A 17,552-nucleotide genomic window follows, 5' to 3' on the forward strand; every position below is an offset into this window, starting at 1 on the left:
TCCGGGTCGCGGAAGGCCGGCTAGAGCGGGGCCTCCCACACCAGGGTCGTCCCGCCGCCGTCCTCACCGATGCCCGGGCCGTACGAGCTGGACCCGCCCAGCGACTCCGCCCGGCGCCGCAGGTTCCGCAGCCCGCTGCGCCGACCGCCCTCGGGGATGCCCACCCCGTCGTCCGCGACCTCCAGCCGGACACCGGGCCGCCCGTCCGCGAGCGTGATCGTCGAGTCCAGCACCACCTCGATCCGGCCCGCCTCCGAATGCCGGAACGCGTTGGACAGCGCCTCGCGCAGCGCGGCGATCAGGTTCTTGCCGACCAGCTCGCCGACCACGGCGTCGATCGGTCCCAGGAAGCGGTGCGCGGGCTTGAAGCCCAGCGGTACGGCCGCCATGTTGATCTCGCGCAGCACCCGCGTGCGCAGACCCGACGGGGCCTCCGCCGGGCCCTGCTGGAGGGCGAAGATCGCGGTCCGGATCTCCTGGATCGTCACGTCCAGCTCGTCGACGGCCTTGCCCACCCCGTCGCGCACCTCGGGAACGATGGAGCGGCGTTGGGCTCCCTCCAGCATCATCCCGGTGGCGAACAGCCGCTGGATGACCAGATCGTGCAGGTCACGGGCGATCCGGTCGCGGTCCTCGAACACCGCGAGCCGCTCCCGGTCGCGCTGGGCCTCGGCCATCATCAGCGCGAGCGCGGCCTGCGAGGCGAACTGCGTGGCCAGGGTCCGCTCCGCCTCGCTGAACGGCCGCTTCCCGCGCGCCCGGGGCGTCACGAGCGCGCCCAGCACCCGCCCGCCGCTGTGCAGCGGGAGCATCATGCAGGGTCCGTACTGACTGGTCAGGCGGCCGATCATCCGCGGGTCGGCGGACGCGTCGTCCACGAACACCGGCTCCCCGTGGAGCAGCTTGTCCACCACGGGGCTGTCGCCGGGGATGAGCACTCCGAGGGAGTTGCCCGGGTGGTCGGCGGAGACCGCCACGATCTCCATCCCGCCCTCCTCCGAGGGCAGCATGACGATCCCGGCCGCCGAGTCCGCCAGCCGACGGGCCTGTTCCGCGACGACGGCGAGCGCGTCGTCGGCGTCCCCGCCCGACAGCAGCGCGGTGGTGACGGCCACCGATCCGTCGATCCAGCGCTCGCGCTGGGTGGCGGCCTCGTACAGGCGGGCGTTGCCGATGGCGATGCCCGCCTCGGTCGCCAGCACCCGGACCATGTGGACGTCGTAGTCGTTGAACTCGGCGCCGCCGTGCTTCTCGGCGAGGTACAGATTGCCGAAGATCTCGCCCTGGACGCGGATCGGTACGCCGAGGAAGGTCTTCATGGGCGGGTGGCCCGCCGGGAAGCCCGCCGAGCGCGGGTCGCTCGACAGGTCGGCGAGGCGGACCGCGTCCGGATGCTCGATCAGTGCCCCGAGCAGGCCCCGCTTGCCGTCGGGGCGGTGCCCGATGCGCCGGGCCGTCTCGTCGTCGATGCCGTAGGTGACGAAATCGGAGAGGCCGCGGCCCTCGGTGTCCACCACGCCGATCGCCGCGTAGCGGGCGGCGGCCAGCTCCGCGGCGGTCTCGCAGATCCGGTCCAGCGTGGAGTGCAGTTCGAGGCCGGTACCGACCGACCGCATCGCCTCCAGCAGTTGCGGGACACGTGCGGTGAGCTCGGTGGACAGCCCCTGCAGACTCCGCGTGGCCTGGGTGGCGGCCTCCATCGGGTCCGGCGATTCCTGCGACTCCTGCGCTGACATGTCCTTGAGACTAGTTAGTCCCTTTTGCTGGGGAAAGTCGGGACCGGCCTTCCCGCCGCCCGATCAAGCCGATTCCAGCTGTCCGGCACCGGCCAGGTCCCCTTCCCGCTCCCGCTCGACCATCCGCCGCAGCGGGCCCGGTACGGCGACGAGCTCGGCGTACGGACCGCGCTGCACCACCCTTCCGCCGTCCAGCACGAGGATCTCGTCCACCGCGTCCAGTCCGGCCAGCCGGTGCGTGATCAGCACCGTCGTCCGCCCCTCGGTCGCGTGCAGCAGGTCCTCGGTCAGGGCGTCCGCGGTGACCACGTCCAGGTGCTCGGCGGGCTCGTCCAGGACCAGTACGGGGAAGTCGGCCAGCAGCGCCCGGGCCAGGGCGAGCCGCTGGCGCTGACCGCCGGAGATCCTCTCGCCGTGTTCGCCGACGAGCGTGTCCAGTCCGTCGGGCAGCCCGTCCGCCCACTCCAGCAGCCGGGCGGCGGCGAGGGCCGCGCGCAGCTCCGCTTCGCTCGCCCCGGTCCGCGCCAGGCGCAGGTTCTCCCGGACCGAGCTGTCGAAGATGTGCGCGTCCTGCGCGCACAGGCCGACGCCGCGGCGCACGTCGTCCCCGTCCAGGGTCCGTACGTCGACCCCCCCGACGGTGTACGCGCCCTCGGCCACGTCCAGGAAGCGCAGGAGCACCTGGGCCAGGGTGGTCTTGCCCGAGCCGGAGGGTCCCACGACGGCGACCCGGCGGCCCGCGTCGAGGGTCAGGTCGATCCCCCGCAGCGCGTCGCCCTCCTGCCCGGGGTGGCGGGCGGCGAGCCCGGTCAGCCGCAGCGGGAAGACGGACGCGGGCGCCCGGCCGGGCGCCTCGGGCTCGACGACCGGCGCCGGGGCGTCGATGACCTCGTGGACCCGCTCCGCACTGCGCCGTACCCGCTGGCGGTACTGGACGGCCAGCGGAAGCCCGTTGACCGCTTCGAAGGCGGCGAGCGGGGTGAGCACCGCCACGGCCATGGCCACCCCGCCGAGCCGGCCCTGGTGCACCGCGCCCGCGGCGACGGCGGCGGCCGCCACCACGGTCAGGCCACAGATCAGGGCCGACAGACCGCTGCCGATGCCGGTGGCCGCGGCGCCCCGGGCGGCGATCCGGGTGAGGACCCCGTCGCTCTCGCGCGCCCGCTCCTTGCGGCTGCCCAGCGCCCCGGCGACGGTCAGCTCGGCGGTGCCGGACAGCAGATCCGCCACCCGGGTGGCCAGCTCGCCGCGTGCCGGGGCGAGCCTGCGCTCCGCCCGTCGTGCGCAGGCGCCGCTGACCAGGGGCACCACGATCCCCGCGGCCAGCAGCCCGACGGCGAGCACGGCCCCGGCCTCCGGCAGCAGCCAGGCCGTGAAGCCGACCGAGCCGAGCCCGACGAGCACGGCGGTGCCGACCGGCAGCAGCCAGCGCAGCCAGTAGTCCTGCAGCGCGTCGGCGTCGGCCACCAGACGGGTCAGCAGGTCACCGCGGCGCCGCTCGCGCAGTCCGCCGGGCGCGATCCGCTCCAGCCGCCGGTACACGGAGACCCGCAGCTCCGCGAGCATCCGCAGCACGGCGTCGTGGGAGACCAGCCGCTCCGCGTAGCGGAAGACGGCGCGGCCCATGCCGAAGGCCCGGGTCGCGGTGACCGCGACCATCAGGTAGAGCACGGGAGGGTGTTCGGAGGCCCGGGAGATGAGCCAGCCGGAGACGGCCATCAGCCCGACGCTGCATCCGACGGCCAGTGCCCCGAGGAAGAGGCCGAGCCGGAACCGCCCCTGCCACTGCGCCGCGGCCGCCCGCACCCGGGTGAGCGGGTGGTCGCCGCCACGCCCGCCACCGGTCGCGGCGGCCGCCTCCCGCTCGGCGACCTCCCCGAGGATCCAGCCCCCGGGTTCGGCGTGCGGCTGGGCCGGTACGTGCGGTGCGTGGGCCGCGGCCGGTGCGTGCGCCGGGATCGCCGGTGCGCCTGCGGTGCCCACCGTCACCACCCGGTCCGCCACCGCCAGCAGCGCCGGCCGGTGCACCACGAGCAGCACCGTGCGACCGGCGGCCAGTCGGCGCACGGCGTCCACCACCGCCGCCTCGGTCCGCCCGTCCAGCGCGGCCGTGGGCTCGTCCAACAGCAGCACCGGCCGGTCCGCCAGGAACGCCCGGGCCAGCGCGAGCCGCTGGCGCTGGCCTGCGGAGAGGCCGACCCCGCCCTCGCCCAGCAGGGTCCCCGCTCCGGCCGGCAGCGCGGCGACGAACTCCTCGGCCCCCGCGTCCCGCAGCGCCCGTGCGACCTCTTCGTCCGAGGCCTCCGGGCGCGCCAGCCGTACGTTCTCCGCGATGGTCCCCGCGAACAGGTGGGGGCGCTGCGGCACCCAGGCGATCCGCTCGCGCCACTGCTCCAGGGAGAGCTCGGACAGGTCCACGCCGCCGATCCGCACCCGCCCCTCGGTCGGCGTCACGAATCCGAGCAGCACCTGGAGCAGGGTGGACTTGCCCACCCCGCTGGGACCGGTGAGCGCGACGCACTCCCCCGGCGCGACCGTCAGCGAGATCGGCCCGGGCGAGGGCTCGGCCCGGCCCTCGTAGCGCACGGCGACGCCCTCGAAGCTCAGCCCGGCGGTGGCGACGGGCGCCGGGGCGGCCGTCCCGCCCGCGCCGTTCACCGGCGTCTCCAGGACCTCGAAGATCTCTTCCGCCGCCGCCAGTCCCTCGGCGGCCGCGTGGTACTGCGCACCGACCTGGCGCAGCGGCAGGTACGCCTCGGGCGCCAGGATCAGGATGACCAGCCCGGTGTACAGGTCGAGGTCACCGTGCACGAGCCGCATGCCGATGGTCACGGCGACCAGGGCCACCGAAAGGGTGGCGAGCAGCTCCAGCGCGAAGGACGAGAGGAAGGCGATCCGCAGCGTGCGCATCGTGGCGCGCCGGTAGTCGTCGGTGATGGTCCGGATGGACTCGGCCTGGGCCTTGGCGCGGCCGAAGACCTTCAGCGTCGGCAGTCCGGCGACCACGTCGAGGAAGTGGCCCGAGAGCCGGGACAGCAGCCGCCACTGGCGGTCCATCCGGGACTGGGTGGCCCAGCCGATGAGGATCATGAAGACGGGGATCAGCGGCAGCGTCACCACGATGATGGCCGCCGAGACCCAGTCCTCGGTGACGATCCGGGCGAGGACCGCCACCGGCACCACGATCGCGAGCCCGAGCTGCGGCAGGTACCGGGAGAAGTAGTCGTCGAGCGCGTCCACGCCCCGGGTGGCCAGTGCCACCAAGGAGCCCGTCCGCTGCCCGCTGAGCCAGGACGGGCCCAGGTCCGCGGCCCGCTCCAGCAGTCGGCCGCGCAGTTGCGACTTGACCGCGGCGCTGGCCCGGTGGGCGGCCAGCTCGGTGAGCCAGGCCACCAGGCCCCGGCCCAGGGCCACCGCCGCGAGCAGCAACAGGGGCGTCCGGAGCGCCTGCCCGTCGAGCCCGTCCTCGAAGGCGCCGACCACGATCTCGGCGATCAGCATCGCCTGACCGACGACCAGCCCCGCTCCGGCGAGTCCCAGAGCCACCACGGCCCCCAGGAAGAGACGGGTGGAGCGGGCGTACCGGAGCAGGCGCGGGTCGATCGGTTTCACGTGAAACATCCCCCAAGGAGGGTCAGGCAGGAGAGTGGGATCAGTGCGCGTCGGCGATGTGCTGCGTGCCGATCCGCTTGCGGAACACCCAGTAGGTCCAGCTCTGGTAGAGCAGGACGAGCGGCGTGGCCACTCCCGCGCACCAGGTCATGATCTTGAGGGTGTAGGGCGTGGACGAGGCGTTGGTGACCGTGAGGCTCCAGGCGTCGTTCAGCGACGAGGGCATGACGTTCGGGAAGAGCGTCAGGAACAGCATCGCGACCGCGGCCGCGATGGTGACCCCGGACAGGGCGAACGACCAGCCTTCACGGCCCGCCAGGTTGAAGCCGAGCGCGCCGACCAGGGCGAGGACCGCGACGACCATCGCGACCAGGCTCGCGCCGTCGCCCTTGGTGACCTGGGTCCAGATCAGGAAGGCGAGCGCCAGCACGGCGGTCACCACACCCAGCCGGGTGGCCAGCGTCCGCGCGCGGCCCCGGATGTCACCGACCGTCTTGAGCGAGGCGAAGACCGCGCCGTGGAAGGTGAACAGGGTGAGGGTGACCAGACCGCCGAGGATCGAATAGACGTTGAGCAGGTCGAAGAAGGTGCCGACGTACTCCTTGTGCTCGTCGATCTTCACGCCGCGCACGATGTTGGCGAAGGCGACGCCCCACAGGAAGGCGGGGATCAGCGAGGTCCAGAAGATGGCGTGTTCCCAGTTGGACTGCCACTTGTCCTCGGGCCTCTTGTGCCGGTACTCGAAGGCCACGCCCCGGACGATGAGGCACACCAGGATGATCAGCAGCGGCAGGTAGAAGCCCGAGAAGAGGGTGGCGTACCAGTCGGGGAAGGCCGCGAAGGTCGCGCCTCCCGCGGTGAGCAGCCAGACCTCGTTGCCGTCCCAGACGGGCCCGATCGTGTTGATCAGGACCCGCTTCTCCTTGCGGTCCCGGGCCAGCAGCTTGGTCAGCACGCCGATCCCGAAGTCGAATCCCTCCAGGAAGAAGTAGCCGATCCACAGGACGGCGATGAGTACGAACCAGACGTCGTGGAGTTGCATGGTGTGGTCTCCCCAGCCTCAGTACGAGAAGGCCATCGGCCGGTCGGCGTCGGCGTCGTTGCCACCGATCTTGGTGGGCGGGTTGAGGTCGGCCTCGGTCAACTCCGGCGGCCCGGCCTTGACGTACTTCACGAGGAGCTTCACCTCGATCACGGCGAGGACGGCGTAGAGCGCGGTGAAGACGGCCATCGAGGTGATCACCTCGCCCTGGGAGACCGACGGCGAGACGGCGTCGGCGGTGCGCAGGACCCCGTAGACGGCCCAGGGCTGACGGCCCATCTCGGTGAAGATCCAGCCCCAGGAGTTGGCGATCAGCGGGAAGCCGAGCGTCCAGATCGCACCGAGCCAGTAGAGGCGGGTGAGCCGCGGGCTCAGGGCGCTCTTGAAGAGGACCAGGTGGGGCCGCTCGTCCTCGCCGGTCCGCAGCGCCGGTGGGAGCAGGAACTTGCGTCGGGTCAGCCAGAGCCCCAGCGCGCCGATGGCGAAGGAGGTCATGCCGAAGCCGATCATCCAGCGGAAGCCCCAGTAGGCGACCGGGATGTTCGGGCGGTAGTCGCCGGGCCCGTACTTCTGCTGCTCCGACGCGTTGACGTCGTTGATGCCGGGCACGAAGGAGTCGAAGTCGCTGTCGGCGAGGAAGGACAGCAGGCCGGGCAGCTCTATGGCCACCTTGTTGTGGCCCTTGTCCACGTCCCCGACGGCGAAGACCGAGAAGGGCGCGCTCTTCTCCCCGTCCCACAGCGCCTCGGCGGCGGCCATCTTCATCGGCTGCTGCTTGAACATGACCTTGGCGAGGGTGTCGCCGCTGATCGCGGTCAGCAGCCCGCCGATCACCACGGCGACCAGGCCGAGGCGCAGCGAGGTGCGCATCACGGCGATGTGGTTCTTGCGCAGCAGGTGGAAGGCGGCGATGCCGACCATGAAGGCGCCGCCGGTCAGCAGGGCCGCCGTCAGGGTGTGGAAGACCTGGCTGAGCGCGGTGTTCTGGGTCAGCACGAGCCAGAAGTCGGTCAGCTCCGCGCGGCCGGTCTCCTTGTTGAAGCGGTACCCGACGGGGTGCTGCATCCAGGAATTGGCCGCGAGGATGAAGTAGGCGGAAAGGATGGTGCCGATCGACACCATCCAGATGCAGGCGAGGTGGATCTTCTTCGGCAGCTTGTCCCAGCCGAAGATCCACAGGCCGATGAAGGTCGACTCGAAGAAGAAGGCGATGAGCGCCTCGAAGGCCAGTGGGGCCCCGAAGACGTCACCGACGAACCGCGAGTAGTCGGACCAGTTCATGCCGAACTGGAACTCCTGGACGATGCCGGTGACGACACCCATCGCGATGTTGATCAGGAAGAGCTTGCCCCAGAACTTGGTGGCCTTGAGGTACTTCTCCTTCTCCGTCCGCACCCACGCCGTCTGCAAGACCGCGACGAGGGCGGCGAGCGAGATCGTCAGGGGGACGAAGAGGAAGTGGTAGACGGTGGTAATGCCGAATTGCCATCGCGCCAGGGTCTCCGGCGCCAAAGCTAGGTCCACGTCGTCTTCTCCTTCGCGTCGCCGTGGTCACAGCCGCAGTGTGTCCTTTACATCCCACCCAATACGGGATGAACAAGACACGCTTGTGAACGCGTTCACATTCACAAGCATTATGTCGCACACCTGTCGGCATCTTTCAGGCGGGGGTACCCCTAGCCAATTGATTCAACAGATTGTTGAATGCGGCGCATGCAGATACGAATCTCCTGGCCCTCCGGCCAGCTCACCGCGACCCTCGACGACACCCCCACGGCCAAGGCCCTGCTGGAGGCACTCCCGATCTCCGCCTCCGCCAACACCTGGGGCGAGGAGGTCTACTTCGACACCGGGGTTTCCGTGGCGCTGGAGGACGACGCCCGGCAGGTCGTCGACCCGGGCACGGTCGCCTTCTGGACCGAGGGCGACGCGCTCGCCCTCCCCTACGGCCCGACCCCCATCTCACGGGGAGGCGAGAGCCGCCTGGCGAGCCCCTGCAACGTCCTGGGCTCGTTCGACGGCGACCCCCGCCTGCTGGCCACCGTCCATGACGGCGACCCCATCCGCGTGGAGCTGGCGTAACAGCTCCCACGGGGCGCGGCCCGCGGCCGCGACCCCTCACAGCTCCTTGAAGAAGGCCTCTGCCGTGTGCAGGAACAGGTCGTTCGCCTCGGTCTCACCGATCGTGACCCGCAGGCCCTCACCCGCGAAGGGCCGGACCACCACACCGGCCTTCTCGCAGGCCGCCGCGAAGTCGGCGGTGCGCTCCCCCAGCCGCATCCACACGAAGTTCGCCTGGGTCTCGGGAACCACCGACCAGCCCTGCGCGATCAGCGTCTCGTACACCCGCGCACGCTCACCGAGCAGCGAGCCGACCCGGCCCATCAGCTCGTCCTCGGCCCGCAGCGACGCGACAGCGGCGTCCTGGGCGAGCTGGCTGACGCCGAAGGGAACCGCCGTCTTGCGCAGCGCGGCGGCCACCGGCTCGTGCGCGATCGCGAACCCGACCCGCAGGCCGGCCAGCCCGTACGCCTTGGAGAAGGTGCGCAGGACCGCCACGTTCGGCCGGTCCCGGTAGATCTCGATGCCGTCCGGCACCTCGGCGTCGCGCACGAACTCGCGGTACGCCTCGTCCAGCACCACCAGGACGTCCGAGGGCACCCGGTCCAGGAACCGCTCCAGCTCCGCCCGCCGCACGACGGTGCCGGTGGGGTTGTTGGGGTTGCAGATGAAGATCAGCCGGGTGCGCTCGGTGATCGCGTCGGCCATCGCGTCCAGGTCGTGCACGTCACCCGAGGTCAACGGCACCTTCACCGAGGTCGCCCCGGAGATCTGGACGATGATCGGGTACGCCTCGAAGGACCGCCAGGCGTACATGACCTCGTCGCCCGGACCGGCCGTCGCCTGGATCAGCGACTGCGCGACGCCGACCGACCCGGTGCCGGTCGCCACGTGCTCGACCGGTACGCCGAAGCGCTCGGCGATCTCGTTGACGAGCCCCGTGCAGGCCATGTCGGGGTAGCGGTTGAAGTCCCCGGCCGCCCCCACGACGCTCTCCAGCACGCCCGGCAACGGCGGGTAGGGGTTCTCGTTGGAGGACAGCTTGTACGCCACCGGGCCTCCGGCGGCGGCGGGCTTCCCCGGCTTGTAGGTGGGAATGCCATCCAGCTCGGCGCGCAGCCTCGGGCTCTTCTCGCTCACCGCAGGTCCTCCTCGACCATCCCGTGCAACTCAATACTGCTCACCTTATGAGGATTCCGCGCTCCCGAGAATGGCCGGCGCCGGGAATGAGGGGGAGCGCATGCATATATGCGTGCGCCGGTGGCCTGCGCCGTGGCGCGCGTCCCTCGTGCAGGTGAGTTGAGACCGGTCCGAGACCTCCTCACTTTGGCATGCTCGTACCCGACGACAAGCGCCATAGTCACTCATTGCTACTAAACGCCTTTATTTCCAAGGTCATTGGGGGTGGCGAACCATGCAGAACCGTTCCTGTCAACGCCTGCATATGCATACGGACCAGCCACCCCACCGAGCCCTACTATCGGCTCGCCATGACAGCAGCAGGGAAGCATCAGGTGAGCCGGACCGACACCCCCCGGCGGACCGCAGGCCGTCCGGGCCGCGCGGGAATCAGGGACGTGGCCGCCGCGGCCGGCGTCTCGATCACGACCGTCTCCGACGCGCTCAATGGCAAAGGGCGGCTCCCGGACGCCACCCGCCGCCACGTCCGCGAGGTGGCCGACCGGCTGGGCTACCGCCCTTCCGCCGCCGCCCGCACCCTCCGTACCGGCAAATCGGGCCTCATCGGCCTGACCGTGACCACGTACGGGGATGAACCTTTCACCTTCACCGAGTTCGCGTACTTCGCCGAGATGGCCAGGGCCGCCACCTCCGCCGCGCTCGCGCGCGGCTACGCCCTGGTCATCCTCCCCGCCACCTCCCGACACGACGTCTGGTCGAACGTCGCCCTCGACGGCACCGTCGTCATCGACCCCTCCGACCACGATCCCGTCGTCACCGAGCTGGTCCGCCAGGGCCTGCCGGTGGTGTCGGACGGCCGCCCCGCGGGGTCGCTCCCCGTCACGGCCTGGGTCGACAACGACCACGAGGCCGCCGTCCTCAACCTGCTCGACCACCTCGCCGCCGCGGGAGCCCGTCGCATCGGACTCCTCACCGGCACCACCACCGACACCTACACGCGACTCTCGACCACCGCCTACCTCAGCTGGTGCGAGCGGGTCGGCCAGGATCCCGTCTACGAGTCCTACCCCGCTCACGACCCGTGCGCCGGAGCCGTGGCCGCCGACCGGCTGCTCGCGCGCCCCGACCGCCCCGACGCCGTCTACGGGCTGTTCGACCCCAACGGCACCGACCTGCTGGCCGCCGCCCGGCGGTACGGCCTGAGGGTCCCCGAGGACCTCCTGCTGGTCTGCTGCAGCGAGTCCACCGTGTACGCCACCACCGAACCGCCCATCACCACCCTCTCCCTCAAACCACGTCGCATCGGCACGGCCGTCGTCCAGTTGCTCATCGACGCGATCGAGGGAGTGGACACCGGACGACCCGTCGAACAGGTGGTTCCGACCGAACTGATCGTCAGAACTTCCTCACAGCGCAGGCAACCGCGCACCACCGTCAGTCCGCCCCGATCCCCGGCCGGAGACTGACCTTCGAGGATTCCCGCACCATCCCGCAACACACATATCGGAAGAAAACGGTAGGAACAATCCGCTCCGGCCAGGATTCACCACCCCTGGTGCGTCACAGAGCGCGAGCCACATTCCTATGATGGGCGCACGACATCACGGACCCTCCGACCTTGGAGGTCAGGAGGGTCCGCAGATGTACGGCAGCGCGACGGTGGTGGAGGGGTCGATGACTCAGGGGGCCGGTCAGGGACCCGCGATGCGGACGGAGACGCTGCGGGACTTCCGGGTGCCGACCGCCCCGCCCGTCGCGTACGGCACGGACACAGCTGCGGCCGCGATGCCCGGCGAGGTCCCCGTCTACGGCGAGTACCCGGCGTACTACGACGACGGCGCGCCCGTGCCGCCGCCACGGCCCGCCTACGCTCCCACCCCCGCCCCCGTGCACGGCCCCGGCCCCGGCCCGCACTCCGCTCCGGATCCCGACGCGCCCTTCGCCACGGTGGTGCCCGAACACCCCGAGCAGCACGGCCACTCCGATCAGGGCGCGGACTCCGAGGACTACACGCCGACCCAGCGCGACCTCCCCGTCATCAGTCGCGGCGGACCGGGCGACACCGTCCAGGTCCAGTACGTCCACCAGGACGCGCCCGCCGACGGGCCCGGGCCCCTCTACGTCGTCGGCGACGTGCACGGTTACCTGGACGAGCTGTACACCGAGCTCCAGGCCCAGCGTCTGATCGACGCCGACGGACACTGGTCGGCCGGCAACGCCAGGCTCTGGTTCCTCGGCGACTTCACCGACCGCGGGCCCGACGGCATCGGCGTGATCGACCTCGTCATGCGGCTGTCCGCCGAGGCCGCCGCCGCGGGCGGCTACTGCAAGGCCCTCATGGGCAACCACGAGCTGCTCCTGATCGGCGCCAAGAGGTTCGGCGACACCCCGGTCATGTCCGGCGCGGGCACCGCGACCTTCCAGGCCGCCTGGCTCCTCAACGGCGGCCAGCGCACCGACATGGAGCGCCTGGAGGACGTGCACCTGCAGTGGATGTCCCGGCTGGACGCGGCCGCCCTGGAGGACGGCCACCTGCTGCTGCACTCCGACACCACGGCCTACCTGGACTACGGCGACTCCATCGAGGACGTCAACGACAAGGTCCACGAGCTGCTCAACCAGCACGACGCGGACGAGACCTGGGACCTGTTCCGCAAGTTCACCAAGCGCTTCGCCTTCCGCGACCAGGAAACCGGGCCGCAGGCCGTGCGCGAGCTGCTCGGCACCTACGGGGGCGGGCGCGTGGTGCACGGGCACAGTCCCATCCCGTACCTGCTGGGCGAAGTGGGCGCCGAGGACGGCGAGCACACCCACGGGCCCGAGTCCATCGACGGCCCCCACGTCTACGCGGACGGCCTCGCGATCGCCATGGACGGCGGGGTCACCATGGCCGGGAAACTGCTGGTCGTACAACTCCCGTTGAACGACTGAGTGTTCTTGGAGCGGGGTATTTCCGGAAAGCCCCTGTCACCGCGTGGCGTGGGCGCTCTACCATCGCACTGTCCGTAGCAGGCTCTCCTCCGTTTGTGCCGGTGCCCGGTCCACGCGGGCCAACCGGCCTCCACGGAGCATCGGGGGATGCACATGACCAGCGCTCCGCACCTGCTGACCGAAGACCGGCCGGAGTTCGATCGGCTCCTCGACGAGGCGTTGCGCACCGCACACGAACGGCCCGAACTCGCGAGTCTGGGCGAACGGCTGAACGCCGAACAGTTGCGCACCATGGCTCTGGACGCCAGTGCGCTCCTGACGGCCGCGGCCGCGGCCGAGTACGACCACTACGTGAAGATCCGCGGTGAGCTGCGGGACGGGACGGCCACCACCCCCGCGACGGCTTCGGACGACGATCCGGGTGGCGGCGGCGCCGGAGTGAGCGCCGTGGTCGCGGTCCTCGCGCCGGTCCTGGCCGGCACGGCCATGCTCATCTTCCTGTTGGTGGGCTACATCCTGAAGATGATCGAGCCCGAGCCCGCCTTCGCCGAGACCATGCTGACGGCGGGCTGGCTCTTCGGCGCGCTCACCGCGGCGGCGATCCTCTTCGCGGCGATAGGGCTGCTGGTCACCGCCATCCGCAACAGTTCCACCGAAGTGACGGTGAATGTGGCCGAGGCCGTCCCGGACGAAGTCTCGCGTGCCCGGGAGGCCTGGCGCCACGCACTGCTGGAGCGGGGCATCATGCCGTTCCTGCGGGACGCGCTGGCAGATCCCAGCGCCGGTGGCGGTTTCCCGGCACCGCGCCGTCAGCCCCGGCGCATCCCCCAGCTCGGCTACACCCCGCCCGATTTCACCAGCCCTGGCGGTACGGGTGGGCAGGGCCCCCGCCCCGGCTACACGCCGCCGGACTTCACAAGCCCCGACTTCGGCGGCCCGGAGCACGAGCCGGAGTGAGGCGGGCAGGGTCGACGGAGCGCTGTTTCACGTGAAACAGCGCTCACGGCGGCGACCCACTGCCCTCGCCCTGCGTCGCTCCCGAGGGGGACGGCCCCCGGAGGCGACGCGAAGGGCGCCGGCGTCAGTCGGCCAGCGGCAGGTAGACGCGGTTGCCCGCGGCCGCGAACTCGGCGGACTTCTCCGCCATGCCCGCCTGGATCTCGTCGGCCTTCAGGTCCCCGCCGTGTTCGCGGCGGATGTCCTGGGAGATCTTCATCGAGCAGAACTTCGGACCGCACATGGAGCAGAAGTGCGCGGTCTTCGCCGGCTCGGCCGGCAGGGTCTCGTCGTGGAACTCCCGCGCCGTGTCGGGGTCGAGGGCCAGGTTGAACTGGTCCTCCCAGCGGAACTCGAAACGCGCGTCGGACAGCGCGTCGTCCCACTCCTGTGCGCCGGGGTGCCCCTTGGCCAGGTCGGCCGCGTGCGCGGCGATCTTGTAGGTGATGACTCCGGTCTTGACGTCATCGCGGTTGGGCAGGCCCAGGTGCTCCTTGGGCGTCACGTAGCAGAGCATCGCGGTGCCCCACCAGGCGATCATCGCGGCGCCGATGCCCGAGGTGATGTGGTCGTAGGCGGGGGCGACGTCCGTGGTCAGCGGGCCCAGGGTGTAGAACGGGGCCTCCTCGCAGATCTCCTGCTGGAGGTCGATGTTCTCCTTGATCTTGTGCATCGGGACATGGCCCGGGCCCTCGATCATGGTCTGCACGTTGTGGCGCTTGGCGATCGTGTTCAGCTCGCCCAGCGTCTTCAGCTCCGCGAACTGCGCCGCGTCGTTGGCGTCCGCGATGGAACCGGGGCGCAGGCCGTCACCCAGCGAGTACGTGACGTCGTAGGTGGCCAGGATGTCGCAGAGTTCCTCGAAGTTCGTGTAGAGGAAGTTCTCCTTGTGGTGCGCGAGGCACCAGGCGGCCATGATCGAGCCGCCGCGGGACACGATCCCCGTCTTGCGGCGCGCGGTCAGCGGCACGTACGGCAGCAGCACGCCCGCGTGGACGGTCATGTAGTCGACGCCCTGCTCGGCCTGCTCGATGACCGTGTCCTTGTAGATCTCCCAGGTCAGGTCCTCGGCCCGCCCGTCGACCTTCTCCAGCGCCTGGTAGAGCGGAACGGTGCCGATCGGGACGGGGGAGTTGCGCAGCACCCATTCGCGGGTGGTGTGGATGTTGCGGCCGGTGGAGAGATCCATGACCGTGTCGGCGCCCCACTTGGTGGCCCAGGTCATCTTGTCCACCTCCTCCTCGATGGAGGAGGTGACGGCCGAGTTCCCGATGTTGGCGTTGACCTTCACCAGGAAGCGCTTGCCGATGATCATCGGCTCGATCTCGGGGTGGTTCACATTCGCGGGGAGGACGGCACGACCCGCCGCGATCTCCTCGCGGACGACCTCGGGGGAGACGTTCTCGCGGATCGCGACGTACTCCATCTCCGGGGTGATCTCACCGCGGCGGGCGTACGCGAGCTGGGTCACGGCCTGGCCGTCGCGGCCCCGACGGGGCAGCCGCGGGCGACCCGGGAAGACCGCGTCGAGGTTCTTGAGTCCGCCGCGGGGCGAGGTGTGCTTGATGCCGTCGTCCTCGGGGCGCGCGGGGCGACCCGCGTACTCCTCGGTGTCACCGCGGCTGATGATCCAGTTCTCGCGCAGCGGCGCGAGGCCCCGGCGGACGTCGGTCTCGATCTGCGGGTCGGTGTACGGGCCGGACGTGTCGTAGAGCGTCACGTCCTTGCCGTTGGTGAGGTGCACCTGGCGAACCGGCACGCGGAGGTCCGGGCGGGAGCCCGCAACGTACCCCTTGTGCCAGCCAGGCTGGCGCTCTTCCTGGCCGTTGCTGTCCTGGCTGACGGCAGGCGTGTGTGCGTCCTGAATGGTCATGAGACCTATCTCCCTACGCCGGCATTACCCGGTAACAGGTTCGGCGGTCGGCGCAGCCTCCTCCCGTACGTGTCCACGTACGGTGATCAGCGCCCTCTCAGCCCGGTGCTCCGAGCTCCCGCGTTGTGCAAAGGTGCCCCCACGCTAGCGTCATCCTTGGCGTGCTGAACAGTGGGCCCCCTCATCTCTTGCGATGATCACTCGGTGACGTCCTCGCCGCAGCCCCCCACCGAGCCCACGGATCACTCGGATCACTCGGGCCACGCCCACCCTCCCCACGGGTCCTCGCACGGACCGTCCGCGGGCGCGTCCCACGGGCACTCGCACTCCCACAGCCACGGCCCGGCCGCCCCCGTCTCGAAGCACTTGCGCAAGGTCATCGCGGCGGTCCTGATCCCCTTCGCCGCCGCCGTCCTCGTCGGCATGATCGTCCTGTGGCCGGGCGGCGCCCCCGCGCACGAGCGCACCGGAGTCGGCTTCGACCGACAGACCCAGCAGGGCAAGGTCGTGTCGATCGAGCTGGTCGACTGCAAGTCCGTCAACGCCGCGCAGGTCCCGCCGTCCAGTGGCCCTTCCGCCCCCAAGGGCAAGGCCGCCCCGTCCGGCGACTGCAAGAAGGCCACGGTCGAGATCGGCACCGGGCCCGACCGGGGACACCGCTTCGTCGAGATCGTCCAGCCGGGCGCACCACGGCAGTTGGAGACAGGTCAGGGGATCGTGGTGGCGTACGCACCGGCCGCTCCGCGCGACCTGCAGTACTCCGTGATCGACGTGAACCGCAAGCTCCCGCTGGCACTGCTGGCCGGGATCTTCGCCATCGCCGTGGTCGTGGTCGGCCGACTGCGCGGGCTGTTCGCGCTGATCGCCCTCGCGGTCAGCTTCTCCGTGCTGACGCTCTTCATCCTGCCCGCCATCCTCCAGGGTTCGAATCCGCTGGTCGTGGGGGTGGTCGGCGCCAGCGCGATCATGCTGATCGCGCTCTACATGTGCCACGGCCTGACCGCCAGGACCTCGGTCGCCGTGCTCGGGACCCTGGCCTCGCTGCTGCTGATCGGGCTGTTGGGTTCGGTGTTCATCGGCTGGGCCTTCCTCAGCGGCAACACCGATGACAACACCGGACTGATCCACGGGCTCTACCCGCACATCGACATGAGCGGCCTGTTGCTGGCAGGCGTGATCATCGGATCGCTCGGCGTGCTCGACGACGTGACGGTCACCCAGACGTCCGCGGTCTGGGAACTCCACCAGGCGGACCCGTCGATGGGGCCGCGCGCGCTGTACCGGGCGGGCATCCGCATCGGTCGCGACCACATCGCGTCCGTCGTCAACACCCTGGTACTCGCCTACGCGGGCGCCGCGTTGCCGCTGCTGCTGCTGTTCTCCATCGCGAACAGCAGTGTGGGAGCGGTGGCCAACAGCGAGTTGGTGGCGGAGGAGATCGTACGGACCCTCGTGGGCTCGATCGGTCTCGTCGCCTCGGTCCCGGTGACCACGGCCCTGGCCGCACTCGTCGTCTCCGCCGACCGGCCGGGGTCCCCGACCGCTGGAGCGGCCTCGGGGCCGAGCCGCAGTGGGCGCGGTCGTCGCCGGAAGCGGTGACTCGGTGTGACGGCGTGACAGTTGCTCAGCCGGCGTTCTGCTCGTTCTGCCGGGCCTCGGCCAGGATCTTGTCCAACGCCTCCTCCAGGTTCTCCTCGAAATCACCGAGGTTGCGCTCCTGACCGAGCGGCACGATCCGGTCGGTGCGGTCGAGGAACGCCACCAGGGGCGCCGCACTGGCCCGGAAAAGGGCCCGGTCCGTGCCGACCTGAAGCCGGATGTGCACGTCCGACAGCTCCTCCGGATCACTGGGAGCGATGTGCACATCGCCGTCGCCGCACGGCTTGTTGATGCCGTCGAGAAGCAGTTCCCGGCCGAACGCCCAGGTCACGGGCGCATCGCCGGGGAGGTGGAACGTCAGACGCACCGCGTAGGGATCCCGTGCTTCGTACCGGAGTTCCACCGGGATCCGGAACGAGAGCTCCTCGGAAACGAGGAAGCTCATCATGACCTCTGCCTGTACCGACTCGCGCATTGACTACCCCGCTGTTGTGGAAGTGGCCAGGAATGGTGCCCCAGGGCCCTCTTGACAAGAGTGGTGTAAGCGCCGGGAGATCACAAG

12 protein-coding genes and 1 riboswitch are annotated in these 17,552 nt (G+C 70.6%); of the genes, 5 read left to right on the forward strand and 7 right to left on the reverse strand.

Annotated elements, in window-relative coordinates; all coding sequences use genetic code 11:
- Nucleotides 1–20: 20 nt before the first annotated feature.
- The 4 genes from ACFWAR_RS06330 to ACFWAR_RS06345 form a co-directional block, all read right to left on the reverse strand.
- Nucleotides 21–1,736: a GAF domain-containing sensor histidine kinase gene (locus ACFWAR_RS06330; protein WP_385773661.1), complete on the reverse strand. Its 1,716-nt coding sequence runs from the start codon at nucleotides 1,734–1,736 to the stop codon at nucleotides 21–23.
- A 63-nt stretch (nucleotides 1,737–1,799) separates the two neighbouring features.
- Nucleotides 1,800–5,357 (reverse strand): thiol reductant ABC exporter subunit CydD, encoded by a 3,558-nt coding sequence (gene cydD, locus ACFWAR_RS06335; RefSeq protein WP_385773663.1) that lies wholly within the window; start codon nucleotides 5,355–5,357, stop codon nucleotides 1,800–1,802.
- Nucleotides 5,358–5,388: 31 nt separating this feature from the next.
- On the reverse strand, nucleotides 5,389–6,390 hold the full coding sequence (gene cydB, locus ACFWAR_RS06340; RefSeq protein ID WP_385773665.1) for a cytochrome d ubiquinol oxidase subunit II: 1,002 nt from the start codon (nucleotides 6,388–6,390) through the stop codon (nucleotides 5,389–5,391).
- Nucleotides 6,391–6,408: 18 nt separating this feature from the next.
- Nucleotides 6,409–7,914: a cytochrome ubiquinol oxidase subunit I gene (locus tag ACFWAR_RS06345; protein ID WP_385773667.1), complete on the reverse strand. Its 1,506-nt coding sequence runs from the start codon at nucleotides 7,912–7,914 to the stop codon at nucleotides 6,409–6,411.
- 189 nt (nucleotides 7,915–8,103) lie between these two features.
- Between ACFWAR_RS06345 and ACFWAR_RS06350 the strand changes: the two genes are divergently transcribed.
- Nucleotides 8,104–8,472 (forward strand): cyclophilin-like fold protein, encoded by a 369-nt coding sequence (locus tag ACFWAR_RS06350; RefSeq protein WP_385773669.1) that lies wholly within the window; start codon nucleotides 8,104–8,106, stop codon nucleotides 8,470–8,472.
- Nucleotides 8,473–8,508: 36 nt separating this feature from the next.
- On the opposite strand, the gene hisC is transcribed toward ACFWAR_RS06350, so the two are convergent.
- Entirely contained in the window at nucleotides 8,509–9,591 is a 1,083-nt protein-coding gene (gene hisC / locus ACFWAR_RS06355) for a histidinol-phosphate transaminase (RefSeq protein WP_385773671.1), read from the reverse strand.
- A gap of 350 nt (nucleotides 9,592–9,941) precedes the next feature.
- Between hisC and ACFWAR_RS06360 the strand changes: the two genes are divergently transcribed.
- The 3 genes from ACFWAR_RS06360 (at nucleotide 9,942) to ACFWAR_RS06370 (ending at nucleotide 13,479) form a co-directional block, all read left to right on the forward strand.
- Nucleotides 9,942–11,057 (forward strand): LacI family DNA-binding transcriptional regulator, encoded by a 1,116-nt coding sequence (locus ACFWAR_RS06360; protein WP_354378879.1) that lies wholly within the window; start codon nucleotides 9,942–9,944, stop codon nucleotides 11,055–11,057.
- 175 nt (nucleotides 11,058–11,232) lie between these two features.
- Nucleotides 11,233–12,522: a metallophosphoesterase gene (locus tag ACFWAR_RS06365; protein ID WP_385773674.1), complete on the forward strand. Its 1,290-nt coding sequence runs from the start codon at nucleotides 11,233–11,235 to the stop codon at nucleotides 12,520–12,522.
- A gap of 147 nt (nucleotides 12,523–12,669) precedes the next feature.
- The gene (locus ACFWAR_RS06370) at nucleotides 12,670–13,479 is read left to right on the forward strand and encodes a hypothetical protein (protein ID WP_385773676.1); all 810 of its coding nucleotides are present in this window, start codon (nucleotides 12,670–12,672) and stop codon (nucleotides 13,477–13,479) included.
- 124 nt (nucleotides 13,480–13,603) lie between these two features.
- On the opposite strand, the gene thiC is transcribed toward ACFWAR_RS06370, so the two are convergent.
- Nucleotides 13,604–15,391 (reverse strand): phosphomethylpyrimidine synthase ThiC, encoded by a 1,788-nt coding sequence (gene thiC, locus ACFWAR_RS06375; protein ID WP_385773678.1) that lies wholly within the window; start codon nucleotides 15,389–15,391, stop codon nucleotides 13,604–13,606.
- Nucleotides 15,385–15,523, reverse strand: a riboswitch (TPP riboswitch). (Overlaps the previous gene by 7 nt.)
- A gap of 39 nt (nucleotides 15,524–15,562) precedes the next feature.
- On the opposite strand from thiC, the gene ACFWAR_RS06380 reads away from it, so the two are divergent.
- Nucleotides 15,563–16,990, forward strand: a complete 1,428-nt coding sequence (locus ACFWAR_RS06380) for a YibE/F family protein (protein WP_385773680.1) — start codon at nucleotides 15,563–15,565, stop codon at nucleotides 16,988–16,990.
- Nucleotides 16,991–17,015: 25 nt separating this feature from the next.
- Here the strand turns inward: ACFWAR_RS06380 and ACFWAR_RS06385 are convergent, their stop codons facing one another.
- A complete protein-coding gene (locus ACFWAR_RS06385; RefSeq protein WP_385773682.1) occupies nucleotides 17,016–17,465 on the reverse strand; it encodes an SsgA family sporulation/cell division regulator in 450 nt (149 codons plus the stop codon).
- Nucleotides 17,466–17,552 lie beyond the last annotated feature (87 nt).

Origin of the sequence: Streptomyces sp. NPDC059917 (assembly GCF_042730635.1) — a bacterium.
In the GTDB taxonomy this organism is placed as follows: Bacteria; Actinomycetota; Actinomycetes; order Streptomycetales; family Streptomycetaceae; genus Streptomyces.